The 24,619-nt window shown below is 58.9% G+C and carries 22 protein-coding genes and 1 tRNA gene; 7 read left to right on the top strand and 16 right to left on the bottom strand.

Going from position 1 to position 24,619, the window contains the following annotated elements:
- Positions 1 to 2 precede the first annotated feature (2 nt).
- Positions 3 to 548, bottom strand: a complete 546-nt coding sequence (gene rfbC / locus ACF8O8_RS10020; RefSeq protein ID WP_010951635.1) for a dTDP-4-dehydrorhamnose 3,5-epimerase — start codon at positions 546 to 548, stop codon at positions 3 to 5.
- 277 nt (positions 549 to 825) lie between these two features.
- Here rfbC and aguA point away from each other — a divergent pair, with 277 nt between their 5' ends.
- Both aguA and ACF8O8_RS10010 read left to right on the top strand, forming a co-directional pair.
- Positions 826 to 1,932, top strand: a complete 1,107-nt coding sequence (gene aguA, locus ACF8O8_RS10015; RefSeq protein ID WP_010951636.1) for an agmatine deiminase — start codon at positions 826 to 828, stop codon at positions 1,930 to 1,932.
- Positions 1,933 to 2,124: 192 nt separating this feature from the next.
- Entirely contained in the window at positions 2,125 to 2,322 is a 198-nt protein-coding gene (locus ACF8O8_RS10010) for a hypothetical protein (protein ID WP_011953221.1), read from the top strand.
- Between the two features lie 72 nt (positions 2,323 to 2,394).
- Here the strand turns inward: ACF8O8_RS10010 and ACF8O8_RS10005 are convergent, their stop codons facing one another.
- Positions 2,395 to 4,464 carry a TonB-dependent receptor gene (locus ACF8O8_RS10005; RefSeq protein ID WP_392509618.1) on the bottom strand — a complete coding sequence of 690 codons (2,070 nt, stop codon included), beginning with the start codon at positions 4,462 to 4,464 and terminating at the stop codon, positions 2,395 to 2,397.
- Between the two features lie 474 nt (positions 4,465 to 4,938).
- Between ACF8O8_RS10005 and ACF8O8_RS10000 the strand changes: the two genes are divergently transcribed.
- Entirely contained in the window at positions 4,939 to 6,258 is a 1,320-nt protein-coding gene (locus tag ACF8O8_RS10000; protein ID WP_003255784.1) for an OprD family porin, read from the top strand.
- A gap of 30 nt (positions 6,259 to 6,288) precedes the next feature.
- On the opposite strand, the gene ACF8O8_RS09995 is transcribed toward ACF8O8_RS10000, so the two are convergent.
- The 3 genes from ACF8O8_RS09995 to ACF8O8_RS09985 form a co-directional block, all read right to left on the bottom strand.
- A complete protein-coding gene (locus ACF8O8_RS09995; RefSeq protein ID WP_010951638.1) occupies positions 6,289 to 7,956 on the bottom strand; it encodes an FMN-binding glutamate synthase family protein in 1,668 nt (555 codons plus the stop codon).
- A gap of 149 nt (positions 7,957 to 8,105) precedes the next feature.
- Entirely contained in the window at positions 8,106 to 9,473 is a 1,368-nt protein-coding gene (locus ACF8O8_RS09990) for an ATP-binding protein (RefSeq protein ID WP_392509617.1), read from the bottom strand.
- A gap of 1 nt (position 9,474) precedes the next feature.
- Positions 9,475 to 10,194 carry a response regulator gene (locus ACF8O8_RS09985; RefSeq protein WP_392509616.1) on the bottom strand — a complete coding sequence of 240 codons (720 nt, stop codon included), beginning with the start codon at positions 10,192 to 10,194 and terminating at the stop codon, positions 9,475 to 9,477.
- Between the two features lie 140 nt (positions 10,195 to 10,334).
- Between ACF8O8_RS09985 and ACF8O8_RS09980 the strand changes: the two genes are divergently transcribed.
- Complete coding sequence (locus ACF8O8_RS09980) at positions 10,335 to 12,632, top strand: TonB-dependent siderophore receptor (protein WP_392509615.1); 2,298 nt, start codon at positions 10,335 to 10,337, stop codon at positions 12,630 to 12,632.
- Positions 12,633 to 12,781: 149 nt separating this feature from the next.
- Here the strand turns inward: ACF8O8_RS09980 and ACF8O8_RS09975 are convergent, their stop codons facing one another.
- Entirely contained in the window at positions 12,782 to 12,988 is a 207-nt protein-coding gene (locus tag ACF8O8_RS09975) for a DUF3079 domain-containing protein (protein ID WP_392509614.1), read from the bottom strand.
- Between the two features lie 183 nt (positions 12,989 to 13,171).
- Between ACF8O8_RS09975 and ACF8O8_RS09970 the strand changes: the two genes are divergently transcribed.
- Positions 13,172 to 14,779, top strand: coding sequence for a diguanylate cyclase (locus ACF8O8_RS09970; RefSeq protein WP_392509613.1), 1,608 nt, complete (start codon positions 13,172 to 13,174; stop codon positions 14,777 to 14,779).
- 248 nt (positions 14,780 to 15,027) lie between these two features.
- Here ACF8O8_RS09970 and ACF8O8_RS09965 read toward each other — a convergent pair whose 3' ends face one another.
- Together ACF8O8_RS09965 and ACF8O8_RS09960 are read right to left on the bottom strand one after the other, a co-directional pair.
- Complete coding sequence (locus ACF8O8_RS09965) at positions 15,028 to 16,041, bottom strand: reverse transcriptase family protein (RefSeq protein WP_392509612.1); 1,014 nt, start codon at positions 16,039 to 16,041, stop codon at positions 15,028 to 15,030.
- 610 nt (positions 16,042 to 16,651) lie between these two features.
- Complete coding sequence (locus ACF8O8_RS09960; protein WP_392509611.1) at positions 16,652 to 17,497, bottom strand: hypothetical protein; 846 nt, start codon at positions 17,495 to 17,497, stop codon at positions 16,652 to 16,654.
- Between the two features lie 207 nt (positions 17,498 to 17,704).
- Here ACF8O8_RS09960 and ACF8O8_RS09955 point away from each other — a divergent pair, with 207 nt between their 5' ends.
- Positions 17,705 to 17,995, top strand: coding sequence for a type II toxin-antitoxin system RelE/ParE family toxin (locus ACF8O8_RS09955; protein WP_392509610.1), 291 nt, complete (start codon positions 17,705 to 17,707; stop codon positions 17,993 to 17,995).
- Here ACF8O8_RS09955 and ACF8O8_RS09950 read toward each other — a convergent pair.
- The 3 genes from ACF8O8_RS09950 to ACF8O8_RS09940 form a co-directional block, all read right to left on the bottom strand.
- A complete protein-coding gene (locus ACF8O8_RS09950) occupies positions 17,992 to 18,315 on the bottom strand; it encodes a helix-turn-helix domain-containing protein (protein ID WP_392509609.1) in 324 nt (107 codons plus the stop codon). The two genes, ACF8O8_RS09955 and ACF8O8_RS09950, sit on opposite strands and share 4 nt — an antisense overlap.
- 288 nt (positions 18,316 to 18,603) lie before the next feature.
- Positions 18,604 to 18,679, bottom strand: a tRNA-Thr gene (locus ACF8O8_RS09945).
- 98 nt (positions 18,680 to 18,777) lie between these two features.
- On the bottom strand, positions 18,778 to 19,026 hold the full coding sequence (locus tag ACF8O8_RS09940) for a hypothetical protein (protein WP_121782743.1): 249 nt from the start codon (positions 19,024 to 19,026) through the stop codon (positions 18,778 to 18,780).
- Positions 19,027 to 19,545: 519 nt separating this feature from the next.
- Here ACF8O8_RS09940 and ACF8O8_RS09935 point away from each other — a divergent pair.
- On the top strand, positions 19,546 to 19,821 hold the full coding sequence (locus tag ACF8O8_RS09935; RefSeq protein WP_019439071.1) for a DUF3077 domain-containing protein: 276 nt from the start codon (positions 19,546 to 19,548) through the stop codon (positions 19,819 to 19,821).
- Positions 19,822 to 20,160: 339 nt separating this feature from the next.
- On the opposite strand, the gene ACF8O8_RS09930 is transcribed toward ACF8O8_RS09935, so the two are convergent.
- The 5 genes from ACF8O8_RS09930 to ACF8O8_RS09910 all read right to left on the bottom strand — a co-directional run bounded on the left by ACF8O8_RS09930 (position 20,161) and on the right by ACF8O8_RS09910 (position 24,467).
- Positions 20,161 to 21,366 (bottom strand): adenovirus L4-33K/L4-22K family protein, encoded by a 1,206-nt coding sequence (locus ACF8O8_RS09930; RefSeq protein WP_392509608.1) that lies wholly within the window; start codon positions 21,364 to 21,366, stop codon positions 20,161 to 20,163.
- A gap of 127 nt (positions 21,367 to 21,493) precedes the next feature.
- A complete protein-coding gene (locus ACF8O8_RS09925) occupies positions 21,494 to 22,183 on the bottom strand; it encodes an ABC transporter permease (protein ID WP_392509607.1) in 690 nt (229 codons plus the stop codon).
- Entirely contained in the window at positions 22,183 to 22,875 is a 693-nt protein-coding gene (locus tag ACF8O8_RS09920) for an ABC transporter permease (protein WP_010951650.1), read from the bottom strand. Before ACF8O8_RS09920 ends, ACF8O8_RS09925 begins: the two co-directional genes overlap by 1 nt.
- 54 nt (positions 22,876 to 22,929) lie before the next feature.
- On the bottom strand, positions 22,930 to 23,682 hold the full coding sequence (locus ACF8O8_RS09915; RefSeq protein WP_020190015.1) for an ABC transporter substrate-binding protein: 753 nt from the start codon (positions 23,680 to 23,682) through the stop codon (positions 22,930 to 22,932).
- An 11-nt stretch (positions 23,683 to 23,693) separates the two neighbouring features.
- Positions 23,694 to 24,467, bottom strand: coding sequence for an ABC transporter ATP-binding protein (locus ACF8O8_RS09910; RefSeq protein WP_003255746.1), 774 nt, complete (start codon positions 24,465 to 24,467; stop codon positions 23,694 to 23,696).
- Positions 24,468 to 24,619: the final 152 nt, after the last annotated feature.

Raw genomic sequence — 24,619 nt, 5'->3', positions numbered from 1 at the left:
AGTTAAGGCAGCACTTCCGCCTCTGCCAATGGCAGGCCCACCTTGTCCTTGTCCGATAACAGCGGTGGCTGCTGCAGCCCCCAGTCGATGGCCAGTTGCGGGTCGTCCCAGCGGATACAGCGGTCGGCGCCAGGGTTGTAGTAGTCGGTGGTCTTGTAGAGGAACTCTGCCGATTCACTCATCACCGCAAAACCGTGGGCGAAGCCAGGCGGAATCCACAGCTGGCGATGGTTGTCGGCTGACAGGTGCACCGCGACCCATTTACCGAATGTTGGCGAGCTTTTGCGCACGTCCACGGCGATATCGCGGATTTCCCCGTGCACCACGCGCACCAGCTTGCCCTGGGTGTTTGCCACCTGGTAGTGCAGCCCACGGAGCACGCCCTTGATGGAGCGCGAGTGGTTGTCCTGGACGAACGTCACGTTCACGCCGGTTTGCTCTGAGAACTCACGGGCGTTGAATGCCTCGAAGAAAAAACCACGGCTGTCAGCGAACACCTTCGGCTCGATGATCAGTACTTCAGGGATTGCTGTAGGGATGATGTTCATAGCGGCTCGCTGGCCCGTCGTTCAAGTATTGACCCTAGTCGGCCTTGCCGGAAATTTCCGCGCGTAGCTGTAACAGGATGCATAAGGTGTGGCTATGGTAGACAGCAGGCCGTTCCTTTCACCAGACCAGCGCTGATAGGTGTCGATTGTTATCGATTTAAATTCGCCGAATGGCGCGGAATTCTTCGATTTTCAGGCTTCAAATATCGATATATATCGGTTATAAATTGACAAACGCCCCAGCATACCCGGCTCAGGGCCATCACAGAGGTCACCCATGAAAACCCTCAACTCCACGCCCCGTGCCGATGGTTTCCACATGCCCGCCGAGTGGGCCCCACAAACTCAGGTATGGATGGTCTGGCCGGAGCGCCCGGACAACTGGCGTCTGGGCGGCAAGCCGGCGCAGGCTGCCCACGTAACCCTGGCCAAGGCCATTGCCCGTTTCGAACCTGTCACCGTCGCGGTCTCCGCCGGCCAGTACGAGAACGCCCGGCGCCAACTCGACCAGCCGAACATTCGTGTGGTTGAAATCAGCAACGACGATGCCTGGGTGCGTGACACCGGCCCTACCTTCGTCATCAACGACCATGGCGAAGTGCGCGGTGTAGATTGGGGCTTCAACGCCTGGGGCGGCTTCGATGGCGGCCTGTACGCACCCTGGAACCGCGACGAGGAACTGGCCGCCAAGGTGCTGGAAATGGAGCGCTGCCAGCGCTACCAGACCGAAGGCTTTGTGCTGGAAGGTGGTTCGATCCACGTAGACGGTGAAGGCACCGTGATCACCACTGAGGAATGCCTGCTCAACCGCAACCGCAACCCGCACCTGAGCCGCGAGCAGATTGAAGCGGTGCTGCGCGATCACTTGGCGGTCGACACCGTGGTATGGCTGCCCGATGGCCTGTACAACGACGAAACTGACGGTCACGTCGACAACTTCTGCTGTTACGTGCGCCCGGGTGAAGTGTTACTGGCCTGGACCGATGATTCCAACGACCCCAACTATGCGCGCTGCCACGCGGCCATGGATGTGCTGAAGAACACCCGCGACGCCAAGGGCCGCGAGTTCATCGTGCACAAGATGCCGATCCCGGGCCCGCTGTTTGCCACTGCCGAAGAGTGCGCCGGTGTCGACCAGGTCGCCGGCAGCCAGGAGCGTGACCCGTCGGTGCGCCTGGCGGGTTCGTACGTGAACTTCCTGATCGTCAACGGTGGCATCATTGCCCCAAGCTTCGACGACCCGGCAGATGCTGAAGCCAGAGCGATCCTGGCAAGGATCTTCCCCGACCATGAGGTGGTGATGATCCCGGGCCGCGAGCTGCTCTTGGGTGGCGGCAACATTCACTGCCTGACCCAACAGCAGCCGGCGCCGGTCAAGCGCTGAGCCCGTAATGAATGAGAGGCCCGTCATGTGACGGGCCTCTTTTTTGCGCGGGCGACGCCCGGAGGCCGAGCTGGCATACGTTTTGTATTGTTTTTCAAGCAGATAGCGAGATGGCACGGTCAGGCCGCGCCTCTGATCTGTAACAATACCTACGTAAATTAGCCGCTCACGGGCCAGGGAGTACGTGTGGACATGAACGCAGCAAGTGAGTCGGCTTTGCGCCCATCGGCAGTTGATCGCCAATCGCTCAGGCTTTTGGCGAAGCGGTTGAAACACCATGGAAGCATCAGGGTCAGGACGACCGACCCACGACGTCTGCTTGCCGGGCGATACCCCCAAGGGTTGATCAGCGAAGCAGAGATGCAGGCGCTGATGGCGGTGTGGCACTGATCGGATCGGTATTACTTGTACCGGCCTCTTCGCGGGCATGCTCGCGAAGAGGCAGGTACAGGCAACTTAAAATCAGAAACTGTAGCTACCCGTCACCACAAGGCTACGCGGATCGCCCACCTGGATCTGCGCCGCACTGGTCGCCGAGCTGTAGTAGGTCTTGTCAGCAATGTTGCTCAATGCCGCCCGCACATCCCAGTCATGGGTCCGATACCCCGCCAGTGCATCCCAACGGCCATACCCTGGTAATACCGTGGTGTTCTGGTTGTCCGCATAACGCTCGCCCACCAGTGTCAGCCCGGTTTCGGCGTACCACCCCAATTCTGGCTTCCAGGTCACGAACAGGCTGCCATTGCGCTTGGCCACGTCATTGATGCGGTTGCCTTCCTGGCCGTTATTGTCCTTGACGATGATCGCATCCTGCAGGCCAATGCCGCCGCGTACATACCAGTTGCCGACGATGTTGCCGGTGGCAGTCAGCTCGATGCCGCGTGAACGCTGCATGCCGCTGAGCAAGATGATGTTCGGGTCGTTTGGGTCGCGGGTGCGGCGGTTGTAAAGTTCCAGCTCGTAGATGGCCAGGGTGGTGGTCAGGCGCTGATCCAACCAGTCGCTCTTTACGCCTATTTCTTTCTGCCGGGTCTCTTCCGGGTCGGTTTTATTGGTGTTGCCCTGTGCCCCTGGGGTGATGCCGATCAAGCCGCCACCCACCGGTGAGAAAGTCTTGCTCCACGAGGCGTAGAACGAATGGTCGCGCCATGGCGTGTAGACCACGCCCAGGCGTGGGCTGGTGCTGTTGCTGTCCTGCGGTTCGCGCAAGCCATCCTTGTTGGTGGTTTCCACTTCGAACTGGTCAAAGCGTACGCCGGCGAGAACCTGCCACTGATCGTTCAGGCGAATCTGGTCCTGCAGATAGACCCCGCGGCTGTCGACCACGGTGTGGTTGTAGCTCGATACCGCCAACGTACCATTGTGTGGCTGGCTGGGTTTGCCCAGGCCTGGCAGGCTCTGGCTGCCGGCGCTGTATAGCAGCGGATCGCGCCGCTGGTTGCCGAACTCCAGGCCCAGCAGCAGCTTGTGTTCAAGGCCCAAGGTGTCGAAGTCGCCCTCGGCCTCCAGGTTGTTGAACAGGTTGCGGGTGTTCAGGTCCTGCTGCCAGCGTTGGCGGGTCAAGGTATTGGTGCCGGCGTTGTAGCCCGTGACATAGGTGTTGTCGAACTCGCTGTCGAGTTTGAACAGGCCCAGGGTGTGGCGCAGCTGCCAGGTTTCGTTCAGCTGGTAGTTCAGACGCGAGCGCAGCGACTGGGCGCGGTCGTCAATGTAGTCGCGATGGTCGCCGTAGGTGGCGCTGCGGCTGACGTCTGCCGGGCGGCCGTTGACACTCGGGATGCCGCGGTCTGGTGTGCGGTTGTAGCGGCTGTATTCATACTGCACCAGCCAGTTCAGGTCGGGGGTGATCTGCCAGCTGATCGACGGGGCGAACAGTTGGCGGCTGCCGTCGATACCCTCGCGAAAGCTGTTGTTGTCCTGGTTGCCCATGTTCAGGCGCAGGCTGACCGTGTCGCTGGGGTCGGCGCTGAGGTCGGCATACAGGCTGCGCAGGTCTTCGCTGCCGGCCTGCGCTTCGATGGTCGAGCGGCGACCCGGCTCCGGTGCCTTGCTGACCCTGTTGACGATGCCGCCCTGGCTGCCACGGCCATACAGTACCGCTGCAGGCCCCTTCAGCACTTCGACCCGCTCGATGTTGTGCAGGTCGCGGATGTACTGGCTGTCGTCGCGGATACCGTCCAGGTAGAAGTCGTTGCTGGCCTCGAAGCCGCGGATGCGTACGCTGTCAAAACGGGTGTCGGCGCCGCTGCTGACGTTGGGGATACCCTCCAGCGCCTTGCCCAGCGTGTTGCTGCCGTAATCCAGCACATTGGCGGTTTTCACCGTATCGATGGCCTGCGGCACATAACGCACGGGCGTCGAGGTGCGGGTTGCGGTGCTCACCTCCTTGACCCGCGGGTTGTCCTTCTCGCGTTCGCTGTCGGCGGTAACCGACGACTCCGGCAGTGTGGTGGCGGCGGCACTGGCCAGGCTGGCGCTGAACAGCAGCGACAGGCCGAGCGTCAGGGGTGAAAGACGGCAGGGTACAAGCATGGGCACATCCGGGACGGGCAGTTGAAAATAAAGTGCGAATGGTAATGCTTGTTATTTGCTCTTGCTTGGGTATTTGTAAAGGCTTGTCTTTACATATGTGTCCGTTTGTAACAGCCTCTGCGGCCACGCTCTGCCTGCTCCCAGGAAATTGTCCGTTCGATCAAATGGCAATTTCCTACACAAGATAAATTGCCCGCTGATAGCGCAAACCTGCATGGAAATGCACCAGACAGGCCGGTAATTTCGGTTATATCAACCTGCATTTCACGACTTTTTGACATTTGTAATCGCACACGGCTAGGATTCGGCCAACGCCTGCTGGCCATGGTATTGGCCAAGCTGCTGCCAAGGGCCGCCGTGAAATTACCGGTCGGCCCACCCGGCTGGATCCGCATAGCGTCGAACCTACGAAGGGGCGTTGGTTCCTGGCGTCATATTGCAGCGCGTTTTTGATTAAGAAATAAGGAAAACAACATGTTGAAAACCAGGATCAGCCTGGTCGCCCTGGCGATGATCGCCGCGACCCAGGCTCAGGCCAATGACCAGGCTGACAGCAAGGGCTTCATCGAGGACAGTCACGCCAACGTCCTTCTGCGCAACGCCTACATCAACCGTGACAAGAAGCATGGCACCGACGACCAGATCGAATGGGGCCAGGCGTTCATCGCCAACTTCTCCTCCGGTTTCACCCAAGGCACCGTTGGCGTCGGTGTAGACGCATTCGGCCTGTACGCCGTGCGCCTGGATGGCGGCAAAGGCCACAATGGTGGTGGCGGCGTCGACTTCTTCAAGCCGCACGAAACCACCAATGCCGAAGGCAACGCCAGCTCGCCGCACAACCTGGCGCGTGGTGGTGCTGCTGTGAAGTTCCGCATTTCCAACACCGTGCTGAAGTACGGTGACCAGATGCCAGCACTGCCAGTGCTGCAGTACGACGATGCACGTCTGCTGCCAGAAAGCTTCACCGGCACCCTGATCACCTCCAAAGAGATCCAGGGCCTGGAACTGAACGCCGGCCGCTTCACCCAGGAAGCGCGCAAGAGCGCCGAGCGCCGTGATGGTGGTGGCCTGAAGTCGATCAACGTCCTCGGTGGCAGCTACAAGTTCACCGACAACTTCACCGCTTCGCTGTACACCGCCGACAACGAAGACGTGATGAAGAAGCACTACCTGGGCTTGAACTACGTCTTCCCGATCGCCAGCGACCAGTCCCTGACCCTGGACTTCAACGGCTACAAGTCGGACATCAACAACAAGTACGTAAAAGCCGCAGGCCTGAACGGCGACTCCAACACCATCTGGAGCCTTGCAGCCACCTACGCGTACGGTGCGCACTCGTTCACCCTCGCTCACCAGCGCAGCACCGGCAGCACGGGCTACAACTACGGCTTCTACCAGAACGCCGGCGGCGTGGGTGACGGTGGTTCCACCATCTACCTGGCCAACTCGTACTGGTCCGACTTCAACGCCGAAGACGAGCGCTCCTGGCAACTGGGCTACGGCCTGGACTTCGGTGCCTACGGCATTCCGGGCCTGACCTACAAGCTGGCTTACGTGGTGGGTGACAACATCAACACCCGCAACGTCGCCAACCCGCAAGGCTTCGGCGAAGGTAAAGAGCGCGAGATCTTCAACCAGATCCGTTACGTGGTGCAGGACGGCCCGGCCAAGGACCTGTCGATCAAGCTGCGTAGCTCGTTCTTGCGTACCAACAACGCCGTGCAGCAGAACGGTTACAACGACGACGGCAACGAAGTCCGCGTATTCGTCGAGTACCCGATCAGCATCTTCTGATTCTGATCTGATGTATCGAACAGCCCCGGCCTATGCCGGGGCTGTTTCTTTTCGGCGAACGGTTACTGTTTGAGCCGGCGCTGGGCTTACGGTCTCCGGTGCAAAGCTGTCGCTACGCGCCATCCGCCACATCCGCGCATAAAACTCGCTTTCGATCGAGCCACTGAGTAACTCACCTGGTTTGAGGAATGTGTGCAAGTCTGAAAACAACCCGATTTCGCTGGGGCTGACGCGCCGTGCCAGGTGTTTGGGCTTGAGCTCCGAAGGGTGCTCCAGGCCTGCGGCAGCCAGCATCTCGGCCAGTGCGTGCAGTGTGTTGCGGTGGAAGCTGGCTACCCGCTCGGCCTTGTCTGGCACCACCAGAGCGCGCTGGCGCAGAGGGTCTTGGGTCGCCACGCCGGTCGGGCACTTGTTGGTGTGGCAGCTCTGCGACTGAATGCAGCCAATGGCAAACATGAAACCGCGTGCCGAATTGACCCAGTCAGCGCCGATGGCCAATACGCTGGCAATGTCGAAGGCGCTGACGATCTTGCCCGCCGCGCCAATGCGGATGCTGGAGCGCAGGTTCAGGCCGACCAACGTGTTGTGCACGAACATCAGGCCTTCGCGCATCGGCACGCCCATGTTGTCGCTGAACTCGCGAGGTGCCGCGCCGGTGCCGCCTTCCTTGCCGTCGACAACGATGAAGTCAGGGGTGATGCCGGTGGCGAGCATGGCCTTGGCAATGCCCATGAATTCCCAAGGGTGGCCCAGGCAGAACTTGAAGCCAACGGGCTTGCCACCCGAAAGCTCGCGCAGGCCGGCTACGAACTGCAGCAGCTCGACCGGTGTGCGGAAGGCGCTGTGCGCCGCGGGCGAAATGCAGTCCTCGCCTGCGCGTACGCCACGGGTCTCGGCAATTTCGGGGCTGACCTTGTGCCCCGGTAAAATGCCGCCGTGGCCAGGCTTGGCGCCCTGGCTGAGCTTGATCTCGATCATCTTCACCTGTGCCGAGCGGGCCTGTTCGGCGAAGCGCTGTGGATCGAAACGACCGTCCTCGGTGCGGCAGCCGAAGTAGCCGCTGCCAATTTCCCAGATCAGATCGCCGCCGTGTTCACGGTGGTACGGGCTGATGCTGCCTTCGCCAGTGTCATGGGCAAACCGGCCCATGCGCGCGCCGCGGTTGAGCGCGGCGATGGCGTTGGCGCTGAGGGCGCCGAAACTCATCGCCGAGATGTTGAAGATCGAGGCCGAGTAGGGCATTCGGCATTGCGGCCCGCCGATGGCAATGCGGAACGACGCAGGGTCTGGCGTGGCCACCGGTAGCATGGAATGGCTGATGAATTCGAAACCAGGTTTGTAGGCGTCGTTGAGCGTGCCGAACGCTTTCTCGGCGCTTTCGTTCTTGGCGCGGGCGTAGACCAGCGAGCGTTGCGAGCGGGAGAACGGCAGCTTGTCGTCGTCACCTTCGATCAGGTACTGGCGGATTTCCGGGCGGATGGTTTCGATCAGGTAACGGATATTGCCCAGGATCGGGTAGTTGCGTCGCACCGCATGGTGGCTTTGGCGCAGGTCATTCAGACCGACCAGGCTGAGCAGCGCGGTGATCAGCGTTACCGGCCACAGCCAGGCATGTTGGGCCAGCAGGGGCAGGCTGGCGAAAGTGAAGACAAGGCAGAGTACGAGGCAGGCGTAGCGGCTGGGAAGAGAGTGTTTCATGGGTCCATCGCAGGCAGGATGACCGGGCCTAGGATAGGCAAACGCAGGGGACGGAAAACCTGGGTAATCGGTAAAAGACTGTTACCTGATTGCGAATTCCCAGGCCTGCGCAGTCCTATGGTGTGGGGCTGCTCCCACAGAAGATCGCGTTAGCCAGGCAGCAGTATGCTGACCCGCAATCCACCGCTCTCACGGTTCGACAATATCAGCTCACCCCCATGGCTGGCGGCGATCCGCTGGGCAATGCTCAGCCCCAGCCCATATCCGCCGGATGCCTGGTTACGCGATCCCTCACCGCGCACGAACGGGTCGGTGATGGTCGGCAGCAGCGCTGGCGAAATGCCTGGTCCACGGTCGTCGATGTGGATGAACACTCCTGTGGTGGTCCGCTCCAGCGTGACAGAAACATCCTTGGCATAACGCAACGCATTGACCAACAAGTTCTGCAGGCAGCGCTGCAGCAGCAGGGCATCCCCCCGCAGGCTGTTCACCCGGCCGTGCACCGGCAGTGGTTCCTGGTCAGTCGCCAGGTCCGCACACTGGCGCGTCACCAGCCGGTCCAGGTCCACCTGCTGCAAATTCTGCTGCTCTCCGGCACGCAGGTAATCCAGAACCTGACCGATCATATTGTCCATCTGCGTGATGTTCTGCCGCAGGCGCTGACGGTGTTCGTCATCGGGTAAGCGCTCCAGTCGCAGGCGCATGCGGGTCAGTGGGGTGCGCAGGTCATGAGACACGGCGGCCAGGAAGTAGGCCTTGTCGTTGACCATGGCAATCAGCCGCTGCTGCATCGCGTTGAATGCCTGCGCCGCCTGGCGCACTTCCTCCGGGCCATCCAGTGCCAGGGGAGGCTGCTCGAGGTTGCTGCCCAGGCCGCGTGCGGCATCGGCCAGGCGCCGCAACGGGCGCAGGCACAGGCGCACGGCAACCAGGCACACCAGCAACACCGCGACGATGCGCAGCGCATACACCCGCAGCAGGTAATCGCTGATCAGCACCCAGGCCGACTCGCCGCTCCAGCCCTGCAGTTCCTGGCCCGCAACGGTCAGCCAGTGGCCATCGGCCAGCGGCACCGCGAACTGGATATGCGCCTGGGCCGTGCGCAGGCCGAACAGGCTGCGCCAGACGATCGGCTGGCCCAGTTCGTCGGTGAGTTGCACGTTCATCAGGCGCACGTCCTGGGCATGCCCCAGCTCGTACTTCAGGGCCTGCTGCAACAACAGCTCGACCCGCCTGTGCCCGCGGCGCTCGTCATGCTCTTGCGCAGGCAGGCTTTCGACGCAGTGAAGCTGGTAGTGGGCTGGCGCCTGCAGCGTACCGCCGTGGCAGTCGGCCTGGGCAATCAGGGGGGCGCTGCGTGCAGCAACCAGTCGCACGGGCACCTCTAGCGCCTGAGCGAAACGCACATCGAACCAGATGCTGCTCGACATCAACTGGATCACCAGCGTGCCACTGACCATGATCAGCAGCAGTTGACCAAACAAGGTGCGGGGCCATAGCCGGTGAAACCAGCGCATGTCAGGCACCGGCCGCGAGGGGGGCGAGACTCAGCAGGTAGCCTTCGTTGCGGATGGTCAGGATTTGCGCGGTGCCCGCCGGCGCCCGGCGCAGCTGCTGGCGCAGGCGGCTGACACACATGTCCACCGAACGGTCGTCGGGCAGGTGATCGCGGCCGAACGCGCTGCGGGTCAGTTGGTCACGGGAGACCACTCGGTTGTTGGCTTCCAGCAGTTCGCGCAGCACGCGGTAGTCGGAGCGCGGCAGGGTCAGGGTCTCGCCATCCGGGCGGGTGAGCAGGCGCTTGACGTGTTCCAGGCGAAAGCCTGCGAACAGCTGGGCGTCCACCATAGGTTCTTCGGCAGAGGTGCCCAGGCGTTGCGGACGACGCAGTACGGCTTTGATCCGGGCGATCAGTTCGCGTGGTTCGAAGGGCTTGGCCAGATAGTCGTCGGCGCCTACTTCCAGGCCGATGATGCGGTCCAGCGTGCCGCCCTTGGCTGACAGCATGATCACTGCCAACCCAGGTGTGGCCTGCAACTGCCTGCACAGGCTAAGGCCGTCCTCACCCGGCAGCATCAGGTCGAGCACCACCAGCTCCACTTTGTGCCGGGCCAGCTGGTCACGCATCTGTTGACCGTCTGCTGCCGCCAGCACGTTGTAGCCGGCATCGGTCAGGTAATCACAAAGAAGTTCGCGGATCTCGTCGTCATCATCGACAACCAGCAGGGTCGTGCTCATGCAGAAAAACACCTGTTAGGTGAGGGCCGGCGGCGCTCGTTACGTTCAATTACATCCCCGTACATGTCGGGTCTGGAGCCCGGAGGGCTGATCCCTAGAATCCTAACAAAAAATCATCTGCAAATACGAAGCCTTCCCAAATGAATCCCCAAAGCATCACGCCAGTGTTCATCCCCTTCAGTCAAAGTGGCAATTGCCTCAAGCCGCTGGCCTTCTGCGTCGCCGTCGCCATCAGCGGTGGTGCAGTGGCTGCCGACGGCAAACCCCTTGAACTCGACGCCACACAGATCGAAGACAGTGCATTACTGCCTGCCGACGATGCCGGCCAGTTGGGCTACACGGTCGAGAGCACCCGCAGCTCCACTGGCCTGGCACTGACGCCACGGCAGACACCGCAATCGGTTACCACCATCACCCGCCAGCAGATGGATGACCGCGACATCCACACCATCGAGCAGGCATTGGAAACCGCCCCAGGCGTAACGGCCAACAAGTCCGAGGTGGGTGGGCGCACCGACTACCGCGCGCGTGGATACTCGATCAGCAACTGGAAGGTCGATGGCCTGCAGACCCAGGGCGGCTCCGATTTCAGTGGCAGCGGCAATGCGCTGAACATGGACCTGTACGAACGCATCGACATCGTGCGCGGCGCCAACGGCCTGCTGGGCGGCACCGGCGACCCCTCGGCCACCGTCAACCTGATCCGCAAGGCACCGACCAAAACCTTCGGCGGCAGCGCTTATGCCACTTATGGCAGCTGGGACAAGCGTCGTCTGGGTGCTGACTTGAACCTGCCGCTGTCCGAAGATGGCCGCCTGCGTTCGCGCTTCGTGATGTCCCAGCAGGATGCCAACTCGTTCCGCGACAACCAGTCCGAACGTTCCCGCGCCGCGTTGGCCAATTTCGAGTTCGACCTGGACGACGCCACTACCTTGGGCGCCGGTTACCAGTATGAATACAACAAGGTCGTGGGTGGCGGCTGGGGCGCGAACATCCCGATCTGGTACCGCGACGGCAGCAAGACCGACTTGCCGCGCAGCACCAACGTGGTGCCCAGCTGGAGCTTTGGCGAGTACACCACCCGCACTGCGTTCGGTTCGCTCGAGCACCGCTTCGACAACGACTGGACCCTGGACCTGAAAGCCGCCCAGGCCACCACCGAAGCCCTGAACCATCGCGGCCTTGCCAAGGTGAATTCGGCCGGGCGCGGCAGCTACGGCGGCTATTGGGACCAGGACGGCAGCGGCGCAGTACTGAATGGTTTGCACAGCTCCAGCGACACCACCCAGCAGTCGGCGCAGATCGACCTGTCTGGCCCGTTCCAGCTGTTCGGCCGCACCCACCAGGCGATGGTCGGCTACAACGACAGCCGCACCGTCGGCTGGTCGCCCCAGTACACCTGCACCATGGTCGGCGACGGCATGACCAGCGCGCCTGCACTGGGTTGCCAGTTCCGCGCCAACAACGGCTTCCCGGTGACCGACTGGCACAATGGCGTGGATGACGACTACGACCTCATCGCCTCGCGCACCGGCCTTCACAGCAAGACCACCACCCGTCTGCAGGGCATGTACGCCGCCACCCGCCTGAGCATCACCGACCCGTTGTCGGTGATCGTTGGCGTGCGCACCAGCAACTATTCCTCGGTCACCCGCAGCGTGGCCGGCGAGCGCAGCAGCCAGGAAGAAAACGGCATCGTCACCCCTTACCTGGGCGCGGTGTATGACCTCAATGTCAACTACTCGGTATACGCCAGCTACACCGATATCTTCACGCCGCAAACGTCTGAAACCAGCAGCGGCAGCAAGGTCGAGCCGATTCGTGGGCAAAGCTACGAGACAGGTATCAAGGGTGAGTGGTTCGATGGCCGCCTGAACGCCTCGGCGGCGTACTTCCGCACCAAGCAGGAAAACAAGGCCGTGTTGGACGGCGACCTGACCACCCCGACTGGCGGCAGCGCCTACAAGGCCGGCTCCGGGCAGGAAACCGATGGTATCGACCTGGAAGTCGCAGGCGCCCTGACCCCCAACTGGAACGTCTACGCCGGTTACACCTACCTGCACTTTCGCCGCGTCGACAGCGACGGCCGCAGCGACCCGTCGCACTTGTTCAAGGCCTCCACCACCTACCGCCTGAGCGGCCCGCTCGACCGCCTGACCCTGGGCGCCGGCGTGACTGCGCAGACCAACATCCGCGCCATCTCCAGCCCTGCTGGCCAGCCTACTAACGGTGTGAGCAATGGTGCCACTGACGTGAACTGGTCCGGTTATGCCATCTGGAATGCCATGGCCAAGTACCAGCTGACCGACGACACCAGCGTCAGCCTCCACGCCAACAACCTGTTCGACAAGCACTACTACAGCCAGTACGGGTTCTATGCCGGGGCGATTTATGGCGACCCGCGTAACCTGTCGTTGACGGTAAGCACCGCGTTCTGATCAAGCCCTTCCACAAGGCCTGGCGCTGTACCTGTAGGAGCGGGTTCACCCGCGAACACCGGCGCAGCCGGTGCCTGCAACCGCACCGCCAGCTTCGCGGGCATGCCCGCTCCCACAGAACCAGCGCTGGGCCGCCAAGCGGCCCTTTCTTACTTGGGCTCTGCCGCTTGCCCTGGATCAACCGGCTTCTCCAACTGGCCCTCGAAGCTATCCCAATCCTCGCCAAACAGCTCCACCGGATGCATGGTCCGGTCTGCGCCATTGCCCCAGGCTAGCGCTTTGGCAGGGCAGTACAGGTCGCAACCCCAGCAGATACGCTCGGGGTGGCGAGGGTTTGTGGGGAATCTCTTGGCCATGCTCATCCTCCCTCAGGGCTGCCTGTTCTGAACGTAAACCCCTCGCCCAGCCCGCCGTTTGACCGCCATCAATCCATTGGCGATCAACTGAGGTGAATGTCTTACAATCTAGCGAGCCTCGCCTTGGCGGGGTATCGCAGGGTCGATGATGCACATTGCTGTATCGCAAAAGGAGTTGCTTTGGTGCCCCATTCAACCGGTAAGCGCGGCGTGAGTTACGATCCGTCGCAACGGCGGCAGCGCAGGGACATTCCATCCATCGTGCGTCGGGTGACGCTGGGCGTTGTGGTCGTCTGGTTGGTACTTGTGGCAAGCCTGGGCGGGTGGATAGTGCAGCGCCTTACAGCAGAAGAACTCGACAACCTGGCGGCAGGCACCGAATACGAGGCTCAGATTACGGGGCGTGTGGTAGACCGCCTGTTCACCGAGATGGCCAGCGTGGCCAACATGGTGGCCCGTCAAAGCGAGGTGATCCAACTCGCTGCCCGATATCGCCATGATCCGCCCGGTTTCGCGGCACTCACGCGTGAGGAGCGCGCTTCGAAGTTCACCCGTGACCCGCTGGTGCGAAGCGTGGGTGATTTCATGGATAGATTGGCCAGTGATCTTCACTATGCCCGTATCTACATGAACAACCTCTCAGACGATACGGTGACGGCCAGCAACTGGGCGGAGTCATTCAGCATCGTTGGCCAGATCTATACGGGCAGGGCCTACCTCCTCGACGCATTGCGCACTGGCAGTGGTGAAATGTTCGGCATTGCCCGCCTGAACAAAACCCCCTCCTATTTCGTAGCCAGCCGCATCGACGATGCTGACGGCAAGCCACTCGGCTCTGTCACGGTCAAGTTCGATGCCCCGGACATCGCCCTTTACCTGACAGGGCGTCACATTGCCTTGATTGTGAACCGTCAGGGCCGTGTGACCACCGCTTCCAGCGAACCCTTCATGCTGCGTAACGTGGCGGCACTGCTCCCGCCCGATATTCGCAGGCCTCTGGATGGCGACGAAGAGCCGGGCGAGCCCATGGATATCCGCGCTGTGGCAGCCGCGGCTCAGGCCAATCAATGGCTCATTGACGGGCACCCTTATCTGGTGCATCGCCAGCCCCTGAACGACGCGCAATATCAGCTGCTGACGCTGGCAAAGCTTGATCACCTGCAGCCGATGCGTCAGCAGTACTACTGGACCGGCGCCTCTGTGGCAGCGCTCGGGTTGATCTTGATCTTGCTCTCCAGCCGTGTGGCCGGGCAGATGCTATTGCGCCGCCAGGAAGAACGCTATGCAGCCAACTATGACGCGCTGACCGGGTTGAAGAACCGGCGTGCGATCCTGGCTGCCTTGCATCGGCATTTCGCGTTGGCGAAGCGAACGGGGCAGGGGGTGCTGGTGGCATTTATCGACCTCGACGAATTCAAGGCGATCAACGACACCTACGGGCACGAGGTGGGGGACAAGTTCCTGATCGAAGGCAGCCGGCGCTTGCAGGGCGGGTTGCGGGCAACGGATGAACTTGGGCGCTGGGGTGGTGACGAGTTCGTTGTGATCGGCTTGACCGCTTCGATCCATCCGGGCGAAATGGCCAAAACTGCCGCAGCGATGCGCAGACGGCTGGTGCCGCTGCTGATTGGTAGCTACGAGTTTGACGACTGCCGGTTCGATTACGCGGGTGCGAGTTTTGGAATTACCAGTGTTGATCCCGCTGCGACTTCGCTGCAGGCCGCGCTTAAAGCGGCGGATCAGTTGATGTATGCCGATAAAGAGGTGCGGCGGGGGTTGCGGAGGGTTTGAGAGGGGGGAGGGCGGGCATAACGGCACTGAAAACAAAAAAGCTCATCTTTCGGTGAGCATTTTTGATACTGCGTATGGTGGCACCAGGAGTCGAAAAGGCGCACAATACTTTGAATGTAAAGAAATAAACTTTATCTTCTGAAGTAGAATATCCCAGTTTGTACCCTTAATTTCGGGGCGTACCATCCCTACTATTCAGGCTTGGGGTGCTGCAAATTTTACGCGTACTCAAGATCTTTTATAGGGTGTTATTGATTTTTGGTGATGATTGTAATCGCTTCTTTTGCAAACTTGTTATGTGGTTCGGCCTGTAGTAAAAAATTTAACTTTCCGATTAGCGACTCAATATAGAAAGGGTTTCTGATTTTCATTTTAGAAGTGTGGGAGTTGAATCCATATTTCGATATGTAATGTAGCTCTAGTTTGAGTTGTCGCTTGAACTTTCTAGGCGCTTTTAGCTCTGTGCCGGTTACAGATAAACCAGTGACTATTCGTTGGTTTGCGCCAAGTTGAAGCCTGGTTTTCTCTTGGTTCACGAGTAAGCCGAAGGAAGTGACTATTGACTCGACTATGTCTATTATTTTGTGCGGAATATAATTTCCGGAAAAGGTCAGGTCGTCGGCGTAGCGGGTGTAATTTAAGTTAAATTCTTCCGATAGTTTTGATAGTCGCTGGTCTAGCGAGATCAATAAAATATTAGTCAAATAAGGGCTTGTTGATGCGCCTTGGACTAAGCCGCCAGACTCGCAGCACAATGCTGCAAGATAAAATGATACATTTTTGGCGTAGCCGAGTTTTGAAAAAAAATTGATAACCCAGTTGATTTTTATAGACGGGAAAAAGTCTTTCAAGTCCATTTTCAATAAGCATCTGTTATTGAGATGGCATGAGGCGTTTGAAAATATTGATCTATTGGGGATGTAACCATGTGCAGCTTCATGGACTGACTGATTTAAAAGAATATTCTTGTAGATCCAGTCTTGGCACATTAGCAGTGATGGGTATGGAGCCTTGATGGTTCTTGAACCGCCAGATTTCTTCTTTATTTTAAATGTGTGATAAAAAGAACTCGGGGCGTTAACCATTTTCCGCAATTGGCATTGATCAACGCCAATAAGTTTGGAAAGGTGCTCAAATTCAAAAATCACAGGCGCGCCATTAGCGCTGAGCTCGTTTATGTATGGCTCGTATTCGCGAATAATGTCAGCGGAAAGGCCTCGGCTTCTAAAGTGCTCTTTCCATTCTAGACTTAAAGAATTCATAAAAACCTACAGAGGCTACCTTCTATACGTTCAGCATGGACGATAATATCCATCTCAAATTTCGCGCAGCGAAATTTTAGATGGATTTATCTGCGGTTAAAACGCGAAGCGTTTTATTAGCATCGTAACCCCCAGCACGCTTCACCGCTGGGGGTTACGATCCTAGGTTATCGGGAACCTTAACCGGGGAGCGACTACACTCCATCGTACTAGCCTCTGTAGGTGAGTAGGATCATACTCGTTCTTTTCGAACATTGAAAGATCTGCGGCACAACAAATCTAGGTTTGGTATGTAAAAAGCACCGTCAGCCAAGCGGTCACCCAGATACTTGGCTGGTACTTCCCGCCACGATTTTTTGATGGCGTTTACTCTCGATAGTTGTAACCTAACTAATTCTTCACCCTCGCCCGATAGACGTGCGACTCCATCTTCCTCGATGATTGATTTGCTCTGGACTAAAATCATATATCTTTGAAGAAAATGGTTGAACGGTAATCGGCTGCGTCGATAGATTGTAAATACTTCAAGCTTTCCGCTGGAAGACAGTAATATTTGTAGTATTTTTAGGTCGCTGGCTGGTAGACGAGGTAAGCGTGGCTTTTTACTCAATTACGCGTCTCCCATTGCTCTGATTAATAGCGTGCGTCTTTCGCTTCCATCTGTCTTAAATGGCCACCAAAAGATTGGGAATACACTGTTTGGAGTATTCGATTCTTCTCGGCAATATGTTGCTTGAGCACCATTGTAGCCTAAACTTGGCATTTCTCTATCGTTGTACATCTTGGATAGTATTGATTCCATTGCTTGCATCATTTCACGATAGAGTTGTGCCTGAGGGGCATCGTAGTAGTCGTCAATACCTTTTTTTAAAGTTCGTTGGGCAGTAACGTTGATGCCTTCGTCAGTGATGTTTTTTAATCCTTGCTGGGTGGAGGTTAATGCTTTTACTCTAATGGAATAGTCAGTTATTGATGCGTGTTTGAACTGTCTTTGAATTTCAGTCACTCGTCCAATAACTGTCTTTCCGGACCCAATAAAGTCGTCGACAAGAATAATGTTTTTATGTCCAGACTCTTTATATGTTTTGAGTGCGTGCGAAAATCGGTTTACTACTTTGTGATCTCTCCAGCCCTGAGATTCCATCTCAGGCTTCAGGTGATATATAACCTCCTGAGAGCTATCAGCATTGGAGTCCGCGGACATTGCTACAATTTGAGTGTCTGACGAAGTGATTCCGGGCTCTGTTGCTAGCTCTAGGGCTAAGTCTTTGATGTTTAATCTGTGAATCTTGGAATCGATGTATGTGAATCTATCAAGCATCTCAAAAATCAAAGTTCTTGATTGCTCGCACGGGCATTCTTCAAACAATACTGAATGAAGCTGCGCGGCTTTGCTCGCCAACCAAGGCTGCTTGTGTGTTAGCCCTAGAAGTAACTCAAAACTTTCTTTTTTCATCTCTAACTGAAGCTCACACGATAGTTCAGTTTCTTTTCTCTCTCGATACTAGCACAAGGACATTACTCGCCGCAAGTATCATTATTCTGAGACGAATTAAGTATTCCATTTGTCATAAATGCTTTGCTGTGCGAGCTACTTTTTGGGTTTTTTTGTTTAGTTGCCTTTTAGTGTTAAATTGAAGTGTCGTTATTTGTGAGGTGGCGAATGCCACCCAATAAAAGTTTGAAGAAAAGGAAAAATATTTATTGGGCTGACTGTGCGCTTTGGACAGTGTCAGGCTCCGCTCAGGGATTAAAGCCCCATGACGTTTGTAGGCGACGGGCGAGTAGCCCTGCATTCCGATGCGTGTATGTGGCCAAATTTGCAGACATGGTCGTCGTGTTGCATTCGTTCGTAAAAACGACCAACAGGTCCGACCGGCACGCGATGCAGGTCGCCGAAGAGCGGATGAAGGAGTTGAAGCAAGAACTGAGAAAAATGGGATACAGGGTTTAGCTGCCAGGCGTTTGAGTGATCACGATCTGGGGCGGTGAACCGGCATCGTTCGAGGGCAGAGTCAGGGTTGTGCGAAAGCCGAGCTTGTCCAGCATGTCCAACATAGCGTCCAAGGTGAATTTCTCGATCTTGCCGTTTGCAAGCTCGGATATGCGGGATTGGGTCACGTTCAACTTGGCCGCGGCATCATGCTGCTTGAGGCCCATTTTTTTGATGCAGTCAGTGATGAAAATGGACAAGTCCATTTTCAAGGCCATTTTGCTGGCGGTATCTGCGTCGTGGGTGGCGTGGAAAGGGCTTTCGTGGAATTGAAGCGCCATTGGCTTGCCTCGGCAGAAATATCTAAAATTTACGATAAATCGTAGTGAGGATTGGTTGGCGAGTCAAAGCGTTTGTGTTGGAGGGTGTGTCTGTTTTTGAGCTGGGCTGTGATCAGAGAATTGCATCTGCTTGGGGGGGGGTGGGGCTGCTGCGCAGCCCATCGCAGGCAAGCCAGCTCCTACACCGATCGTGGTGGCTTCAGGGCATCTGTAAGGCAGGGGATTGGGGGCTGCGGGGGGAAAACAAAAAAGGCCCACCTTTCGGTGAGCCTTTTTTGATACTGCGTATGGTGCCGGCACCAGGAATCGAACCCGGGACCTACTGATTACAAGTCAGTTGCTCTACCATCTGAGCTATACCGGCAATGGGGCGTCATTATAGCGATCGTTTGGCGCCTGTAAACCACTTCCTTGCGAATGTTCGCAAAAGACCTAAGTCACCGGCCCAAAAGAAGAATTTTCCTACCAGCCGCGGTGCATGGTGGTGACGCTAGGCTCGCTTTTACCCGGGTTGAAAAACAGCTTGTCATTGTCGCAGCCGCGCTTGCGGCATGGGGCTTCTGTGCGCAGGGGCAGGCCGTTGTCGCCGCCCAGCTGCATGCCGGGGTGGTTCCAGCCCAGGTTGCTGTTGGGTTGGGGCGGGGTGCCGCCGGCACAGCCGGTCAGGGCCAGGGCGAAGGTCAGCAGGGCGAGGGGGTTGGCTCGGGTCACGATGCTCAGGTCCGGTGGTCCATTGTCGGTTCTGGCGCAACGCCAGAAGGTCGCGGGGCTGGCGGGCAGCGCGCGACGTCACTTTTTAATGATTTGGGGGGCGGATGATACACCGTTGCGGGGGTGGAGCATTAGCCTTGTGTTGTCTGGTATGGCCTCTTCGCGGGTGAACCCGCTCCTACACGGGGGCGGGTAAGCCGGGTTATCTGTGTAAGGGAATTCTGAACCATGGGGTCAAAAGCTTCAGGGTTTGGATGCTTCGGAAGTATCCTACGCGCGCCGCCGAAGTAACGCTGTTGCCGGGGAAGTGGCTCACGGATACCGTTTTCGGGTCGCTCTGGCGACTGGGTGTGAGAACCCGACTTGAATAAGCGTTACCCGCCATGGTGGTCGTACGTGGGCAGACCTCGGTCTGGCCGGGCTTCCTTATTCACTCGGTTTCTCACCCTGCGTACGGCTGCCGCCCCAAATCCGTGAGAAAGATTTTTGGCAGTCTCCTTCCGTGAATAAGGATTTGCCATGAAAAAAGATGTTTCTGAGCCAATCACAACCGCAGGCGTGGAAACCTTCCTCGCAGCCGGTAACCCATCCCTCAATCTCCTGCGGGTAGAGCCCGGCGTTCCCGTCGACGCGGCCTACGAGCATGTCTCGATCCTGATGGGCTACATCAAGCACCTGGTGCGCGAGGGGGATATGGAGGACGACCATAAATTCCTGGGTGCAGCCGATTACCTGTGCGACATGGCCAAGGCGCTGATGAACGATATCGAGATCGCCAAGGGCAAGGCGCATTAGGCATTGACGCGGTCATTTGTGGGAGCGGCCTTGCGTCGCGAAAGGGCCGCAAAGCGGCCCCCGTTTTCGGCACAATCTCTGAAATCGCCGGGGCTGCTTTGCAGCCCTTTCGCGACGCAAGGCCGCTCCCACTAACCACAAGAAATGTTTATGCACAAGTGGCATCGGCGACCTGAGCGAAAGGCATGCCGGATCGCTACGCCGCTGGTCTTTGCGCAAACGCCTGTTTTTACTGGGCTGCAGCCGCAAGCAGGAATAAGCCAAGCGCTTGAAATAGCGCTTGGATCCAACAGGTAATCACAAGCTTGTTCACAGACTTATCCACAGGTTGTGCTGCGGCTAACCGTCGCGTTCCGCAAGAATGAGCAGGTTGCGCGGGGTCAGTGGGTAATCGCAAAACAGGCCCAGGCGCACGTCATAGCCTTGTTCTTCGAGGAACAGGGCGCGATCGAGTACCAGCCACAGCTCCAGTGGCCGACGGAACAGGTTGCGTACGCGCTCCAGGTTCCGAACCTCGGCCAGGCGTTGCCAGCCTGCAGCTTCCAGCATTGCCCAGTCCGGGTCGCCGCTCACTGGCAATTGCTTCAGTTCAGCCAGGTCGCGGCAGTATTGCTCGAAGGGCTTCTCCAGCCAGGCCACCGGCAGGGAAGGCGTCGGCAGGTACTCATCGCTCTGGCGCTGCTGGCGTTGCAGCAGGTCGAAGCCCAGGCGCCGGGCCATCGAGGTGTCGCGCTGGCGCCGCACGCGGGCGCCGGCAGTGACGGTTTCGCTCAAGGGCAGGCCCAGGTCGTCCAGCGACAGCTGCAGGCTCGACGCCTGCGCGGCTGTGGATAACGCCTGGTATTGCTGCGCGGCGATGCGGTTGTAGCAGCAGGGGGCTATGGCCAGTTGCCGGCAACCTTGCTGGCTGGCCAGTTGCAGCAGGCGTACATGCAGATCGCCACAGGCATGCAGGGCAACCACGCTTTTATCGTCAGCCAGGTGGCGCGCGCTGTCGCTGGCCATCACATCCTGGTGCACATGCTGCGCCGGCAAGTGGTGGTGCGTGCTCAGGACCTGGCCGGCGGCGACCAGTTCGGCATCGTATTCCAGGCAGGTCAGGTGTTGGCCGGGTTGCAGCAGGCGGCGGCCCAGGTGGCCTTTGCCAGAACACCAGTCCAGCCAGTGGCGGGGCTGCTCGCGGAAGGCCAGGTGGCTGGCGAAGGCTTCGATCTGCTGCCATTTGCGGCCGGGGACGGCGACGTCCAGGCGGTGGGCGGCAGGCGGTAGATTGGTTTGCGCAAGGCTGCCGAGCGTGGCGAGCTGTCGGGCTTGTTCGGCCAGTTGCGGGAATGGGGCAGGCAAGCGGTCAGTGGCGCTGTCGGCTTCGGCGTCTGCCAGGGAACATTGGCGCAGATGGGCGGCAAGCTCTGGGTGGGTGGTTTCCCAAGGCAGTTGCAGGGTGGTGAAGGGGCAGGGTTTCCACAGCTGTTGATGCTCGATCAGGAACTGGTCGAGGGCCTGGAAGCGGGTGCTTAGGTGGTGGCTGTGGAGGTGGTTGGGCATGGGTAGATGTGTGTTGGTTTTTAGGGCCTCTTCGCGGGCACGCCCGCTCCCACAGGTATAGTGCACAGGCTAAGCACTGTGCAGTAATTGTGGGAGCGGGCGTGCCCGCGAAGAAGGCCAGGAGATGTCAGCGCCCCTGGCAGGCATCCACGCGCAGCCAGCGCTCCAGCAGCTTGAAGCCCTGCACCAGAAAGAAGGAGATCACCAGGTAGAACACGCCTGCGGCAAAGAAGATTTCCACCGGCAGGTAGGTGCGGGCGATGATGGTACGGGCCATGCCGGTCAGTTCCAGCAGGGTCACGGTACTGGCCAGGGCACTGGCCTTGAGCATCAGGATCACTTCGTTGCTGTACGCCGGCAGGCCGATGCGCGCAGCGCGTGGCAGCATGATGTAGAACAGCGTTTTGCCACGCGACATGCCCAGCGCCCGTGCCGCTTCAATCTCACCTTTAGGGATCGCCTGCAGCGCGCCACGCAGAATCTCGGCGATGTACGCAGCGGTGTGCAGGGTCATGGTCAGCACCGTGCACCAGAACGGATCGCGCAGGTACGGCCACAGCGAACTGGAGCGCACTGCATCGAACTGCGCCAGGCCGTAATAGACCAGGAACAACTGCACCAGCAGCGGCGTGCCACGGAAGAAGAAGATGTAGCTGAACGGCACCGCGCGCACGTACCAGTGGCGCGAGGAACGGGCGATGCCCAGCGGGATGGCCAGGATCAACCCGGCAACCACGGCAATGGCCACCAGCTCCAGGGTCAGGACCGCACCCTCGGCCAGGCGTGGCAGCCATTTGAAGATGACTTCCCAATTCATTATTCAGCCCTCGCAAAGCCGCGAGCGGCGCGTTTTTCCATGAAATGCATACCGGTCATGGCAAGCACGGTCAGGCCCAGGTAGATGCAGGCCGCGACCATGTAGAAGGTGAACGGCTCTTTGGTCACGGTCACGCCAATTTGCGAATGACGCATGATTTCTTCAAGGCCGATTACCGATACCAGGGCGGTGTCCTTCATCAGGATCATGAACAGGTTGCCAAGGCCGGGCAGGGCGATGCGCCACATCTGCGGCAGGATGATCCGCGAGAGGATGCGGCCCTTGGACAAGCCCAGCGCCAGGCCAGCTTCGCGGTGGCCTTTGGGGATCGCCAGGATAGCGCCACGGAACACTTCGGTGGCGTAGGCGCCAAAGCACAGGCCCAGGGCGATCACGCCCGCGGCGAAGGCGCTTAGCTCAAGGCCGGGCATGTTCAGGGCTTCGCCGAGGCTGTTCATGAGCCCGACGGTGCCGAAATAGATAAGCAGTACCCACAGCAGTTCGGGCACGCCGCGAACCAGGGTCGAGTAGAAGCCGCCAAGCCATTGCAGCGGCTTGAACGGGGAGGTCTTGGCCAGGGCGCCGAGCAGGCCCAGGACCAGCCCCAGCAGCAAGGCGCAAAGCGCCAGTTTTACGGTCATCAGGGTGCCGGCCATCATGGCCGGACCGAATCCGTGCAGGTCGATATTCATGGGCAGGTCATATTAGGGACTGGCGCGCCGCCAGGGCGCGCCGGTCAGGGCGGATCATTCGATGCTGAACGGGAAGTACTTGTCGTTGATTTTCTTGTACGTACCGTCGGCTTTGATTTCTGCCAGGGCTTTGTTCAGGTCGTCGCGCAGCTTGGTGTCACCTTTGCGCACGGCAATGCCGATCTTGTCGCTGTCCATCACCGGCTCGCCCTTGAACTCGAAGTTCGAGCCGTCTTTGCTTTTCAGCCACTCGTACTGCACGTACTTGTCGGCCAGGATGCCGTCGATACGACCGGAAACCAGGTCGAGGTAGGCGTTTTCCTGGGTGTCGTACAGCTTGATGTCGACGCCCTTGAAGTTGTCTTCAAGGTAGGTGCCGGCCAAAGTTGCGCGCTGGGTACCGATGACCTTGCCTTTCAGCGACTCTTTGTCAGTCTTGAAGTCGACGTTTTTCGGCGCGATGAACTGCAGCTTGTTGGAGTAGTACGGATCGGTGAAGTCCACAGCCTGCTTGCGTTCGTCGGTGATCGACAGCGACGACACCAGGAAGTCGAACTTCTTGGCGTTCAGGGCCGGGATGATGCCGTCCCAGTCGGAGGTAACGACCGAGCACTCGACTTTCATCTTGGCGCACAGGGCGTCGCCAATGTCTTTGTCGAAGCCGACCACGTTACCGCTGGCATCCTTGTTGTTGAACGGTGGGTAGGCGGCTTCGATGCCCATGCGCAGTTTTTCTGCGGCCATGGCGTTTGCCGACATCACCAGCGTGGCAGCAGCTGCCAGGAGAAACTTCTTGTAGGTGTGCATGTATTGCTCCGTTAGCGGTGGCTGGACATGAATTGCTTGCAACGCGCCGAGGTCGGGTTTTCGAAGACCTGCTGCGGCGATCCCTGCTCTTCGACCAGGCCCTGGTGCAGGAAGACGACTTCACTGGACACATGGCGGGCAAAGCTCATCTCGTGCGTCACCAGCAGCATGGTACGGCCTTCTTCGGCCAATGCGCGGATAACGTTAAGCACTTCCTGGACCATTTCCGGATCGAGCGCCGAAGTGGGCTCGTCGAACAGGATGACCTTGGGCTTCATGGCCAGGGTACGGGCAATGGCGGCGCGCTGTTGCTGGCCACCGGAAAGCTGGGCGGGGTAGCTGTGGCGTTTGTCGTAGATGCCGACCTTGTTCAGCAGCGCTTCGGCGGCTTCGATGGCCTCGGCCTTGCTTTGGCCGAGCACGCGGCGTGGCGCCTCGATGATGTTGTCGAGGATCGACATGTGCGGCCACAGGTTGAAATTCTGGAAGACAAAGCCGATTTCGCTGCGCAGGCGATTGATCTGGCGGTTGTCGGCTGCGATCAGGTCGCCATTCTTGGCGGCCTTGAGCTTGAGGGCTTCGCCGGCGACCAGGATTTCGCCCTGGTGCGGGTTCTCGAGCAGGTTGATGCAGCGCAGCAGGGTGGACTTACCGGAGCCGGACGACCCCAGGATGGAGATCACGTCACCGTCGCGAGCGGTCAGCGAAATGCCCTTTAGAATTTCCTGCTCGCCGTAGCGTTTGTGCAAATTGCGGATTTCCAGCGCGGGCGTGGCCTGAGCCATGTGCGGTCCTCATGTGTTCGGGTGCGTTCCCAGCTGTTGGCGGCCTTCCTGGCGTGCGCCAAGCTAGCATAGCGGCATTATGACGGCCAACAGGGTCGCCGGGGACTGGGGGCGCTGGTGGGGCAGTTTGTCGCATCGCTACAGCGTAACGT

The organism is Pseudomonas sp. TYF_14 (genome assembly GCF_043105275.1).
In the GTDB taxonomy this organism is placed as follows: domain Bacteria; phylum Pseudomonadota; class Gammaproteobacteria; order Pseudomonadales; family Pseudomonadaceae; genus Aquipseudomonas; species Aquipseudomonas alloputida.
Note: the sequence above shows the minus strand (reverse complement) of the source record. Positions and strands in the feature narration are given on the sequence as shown.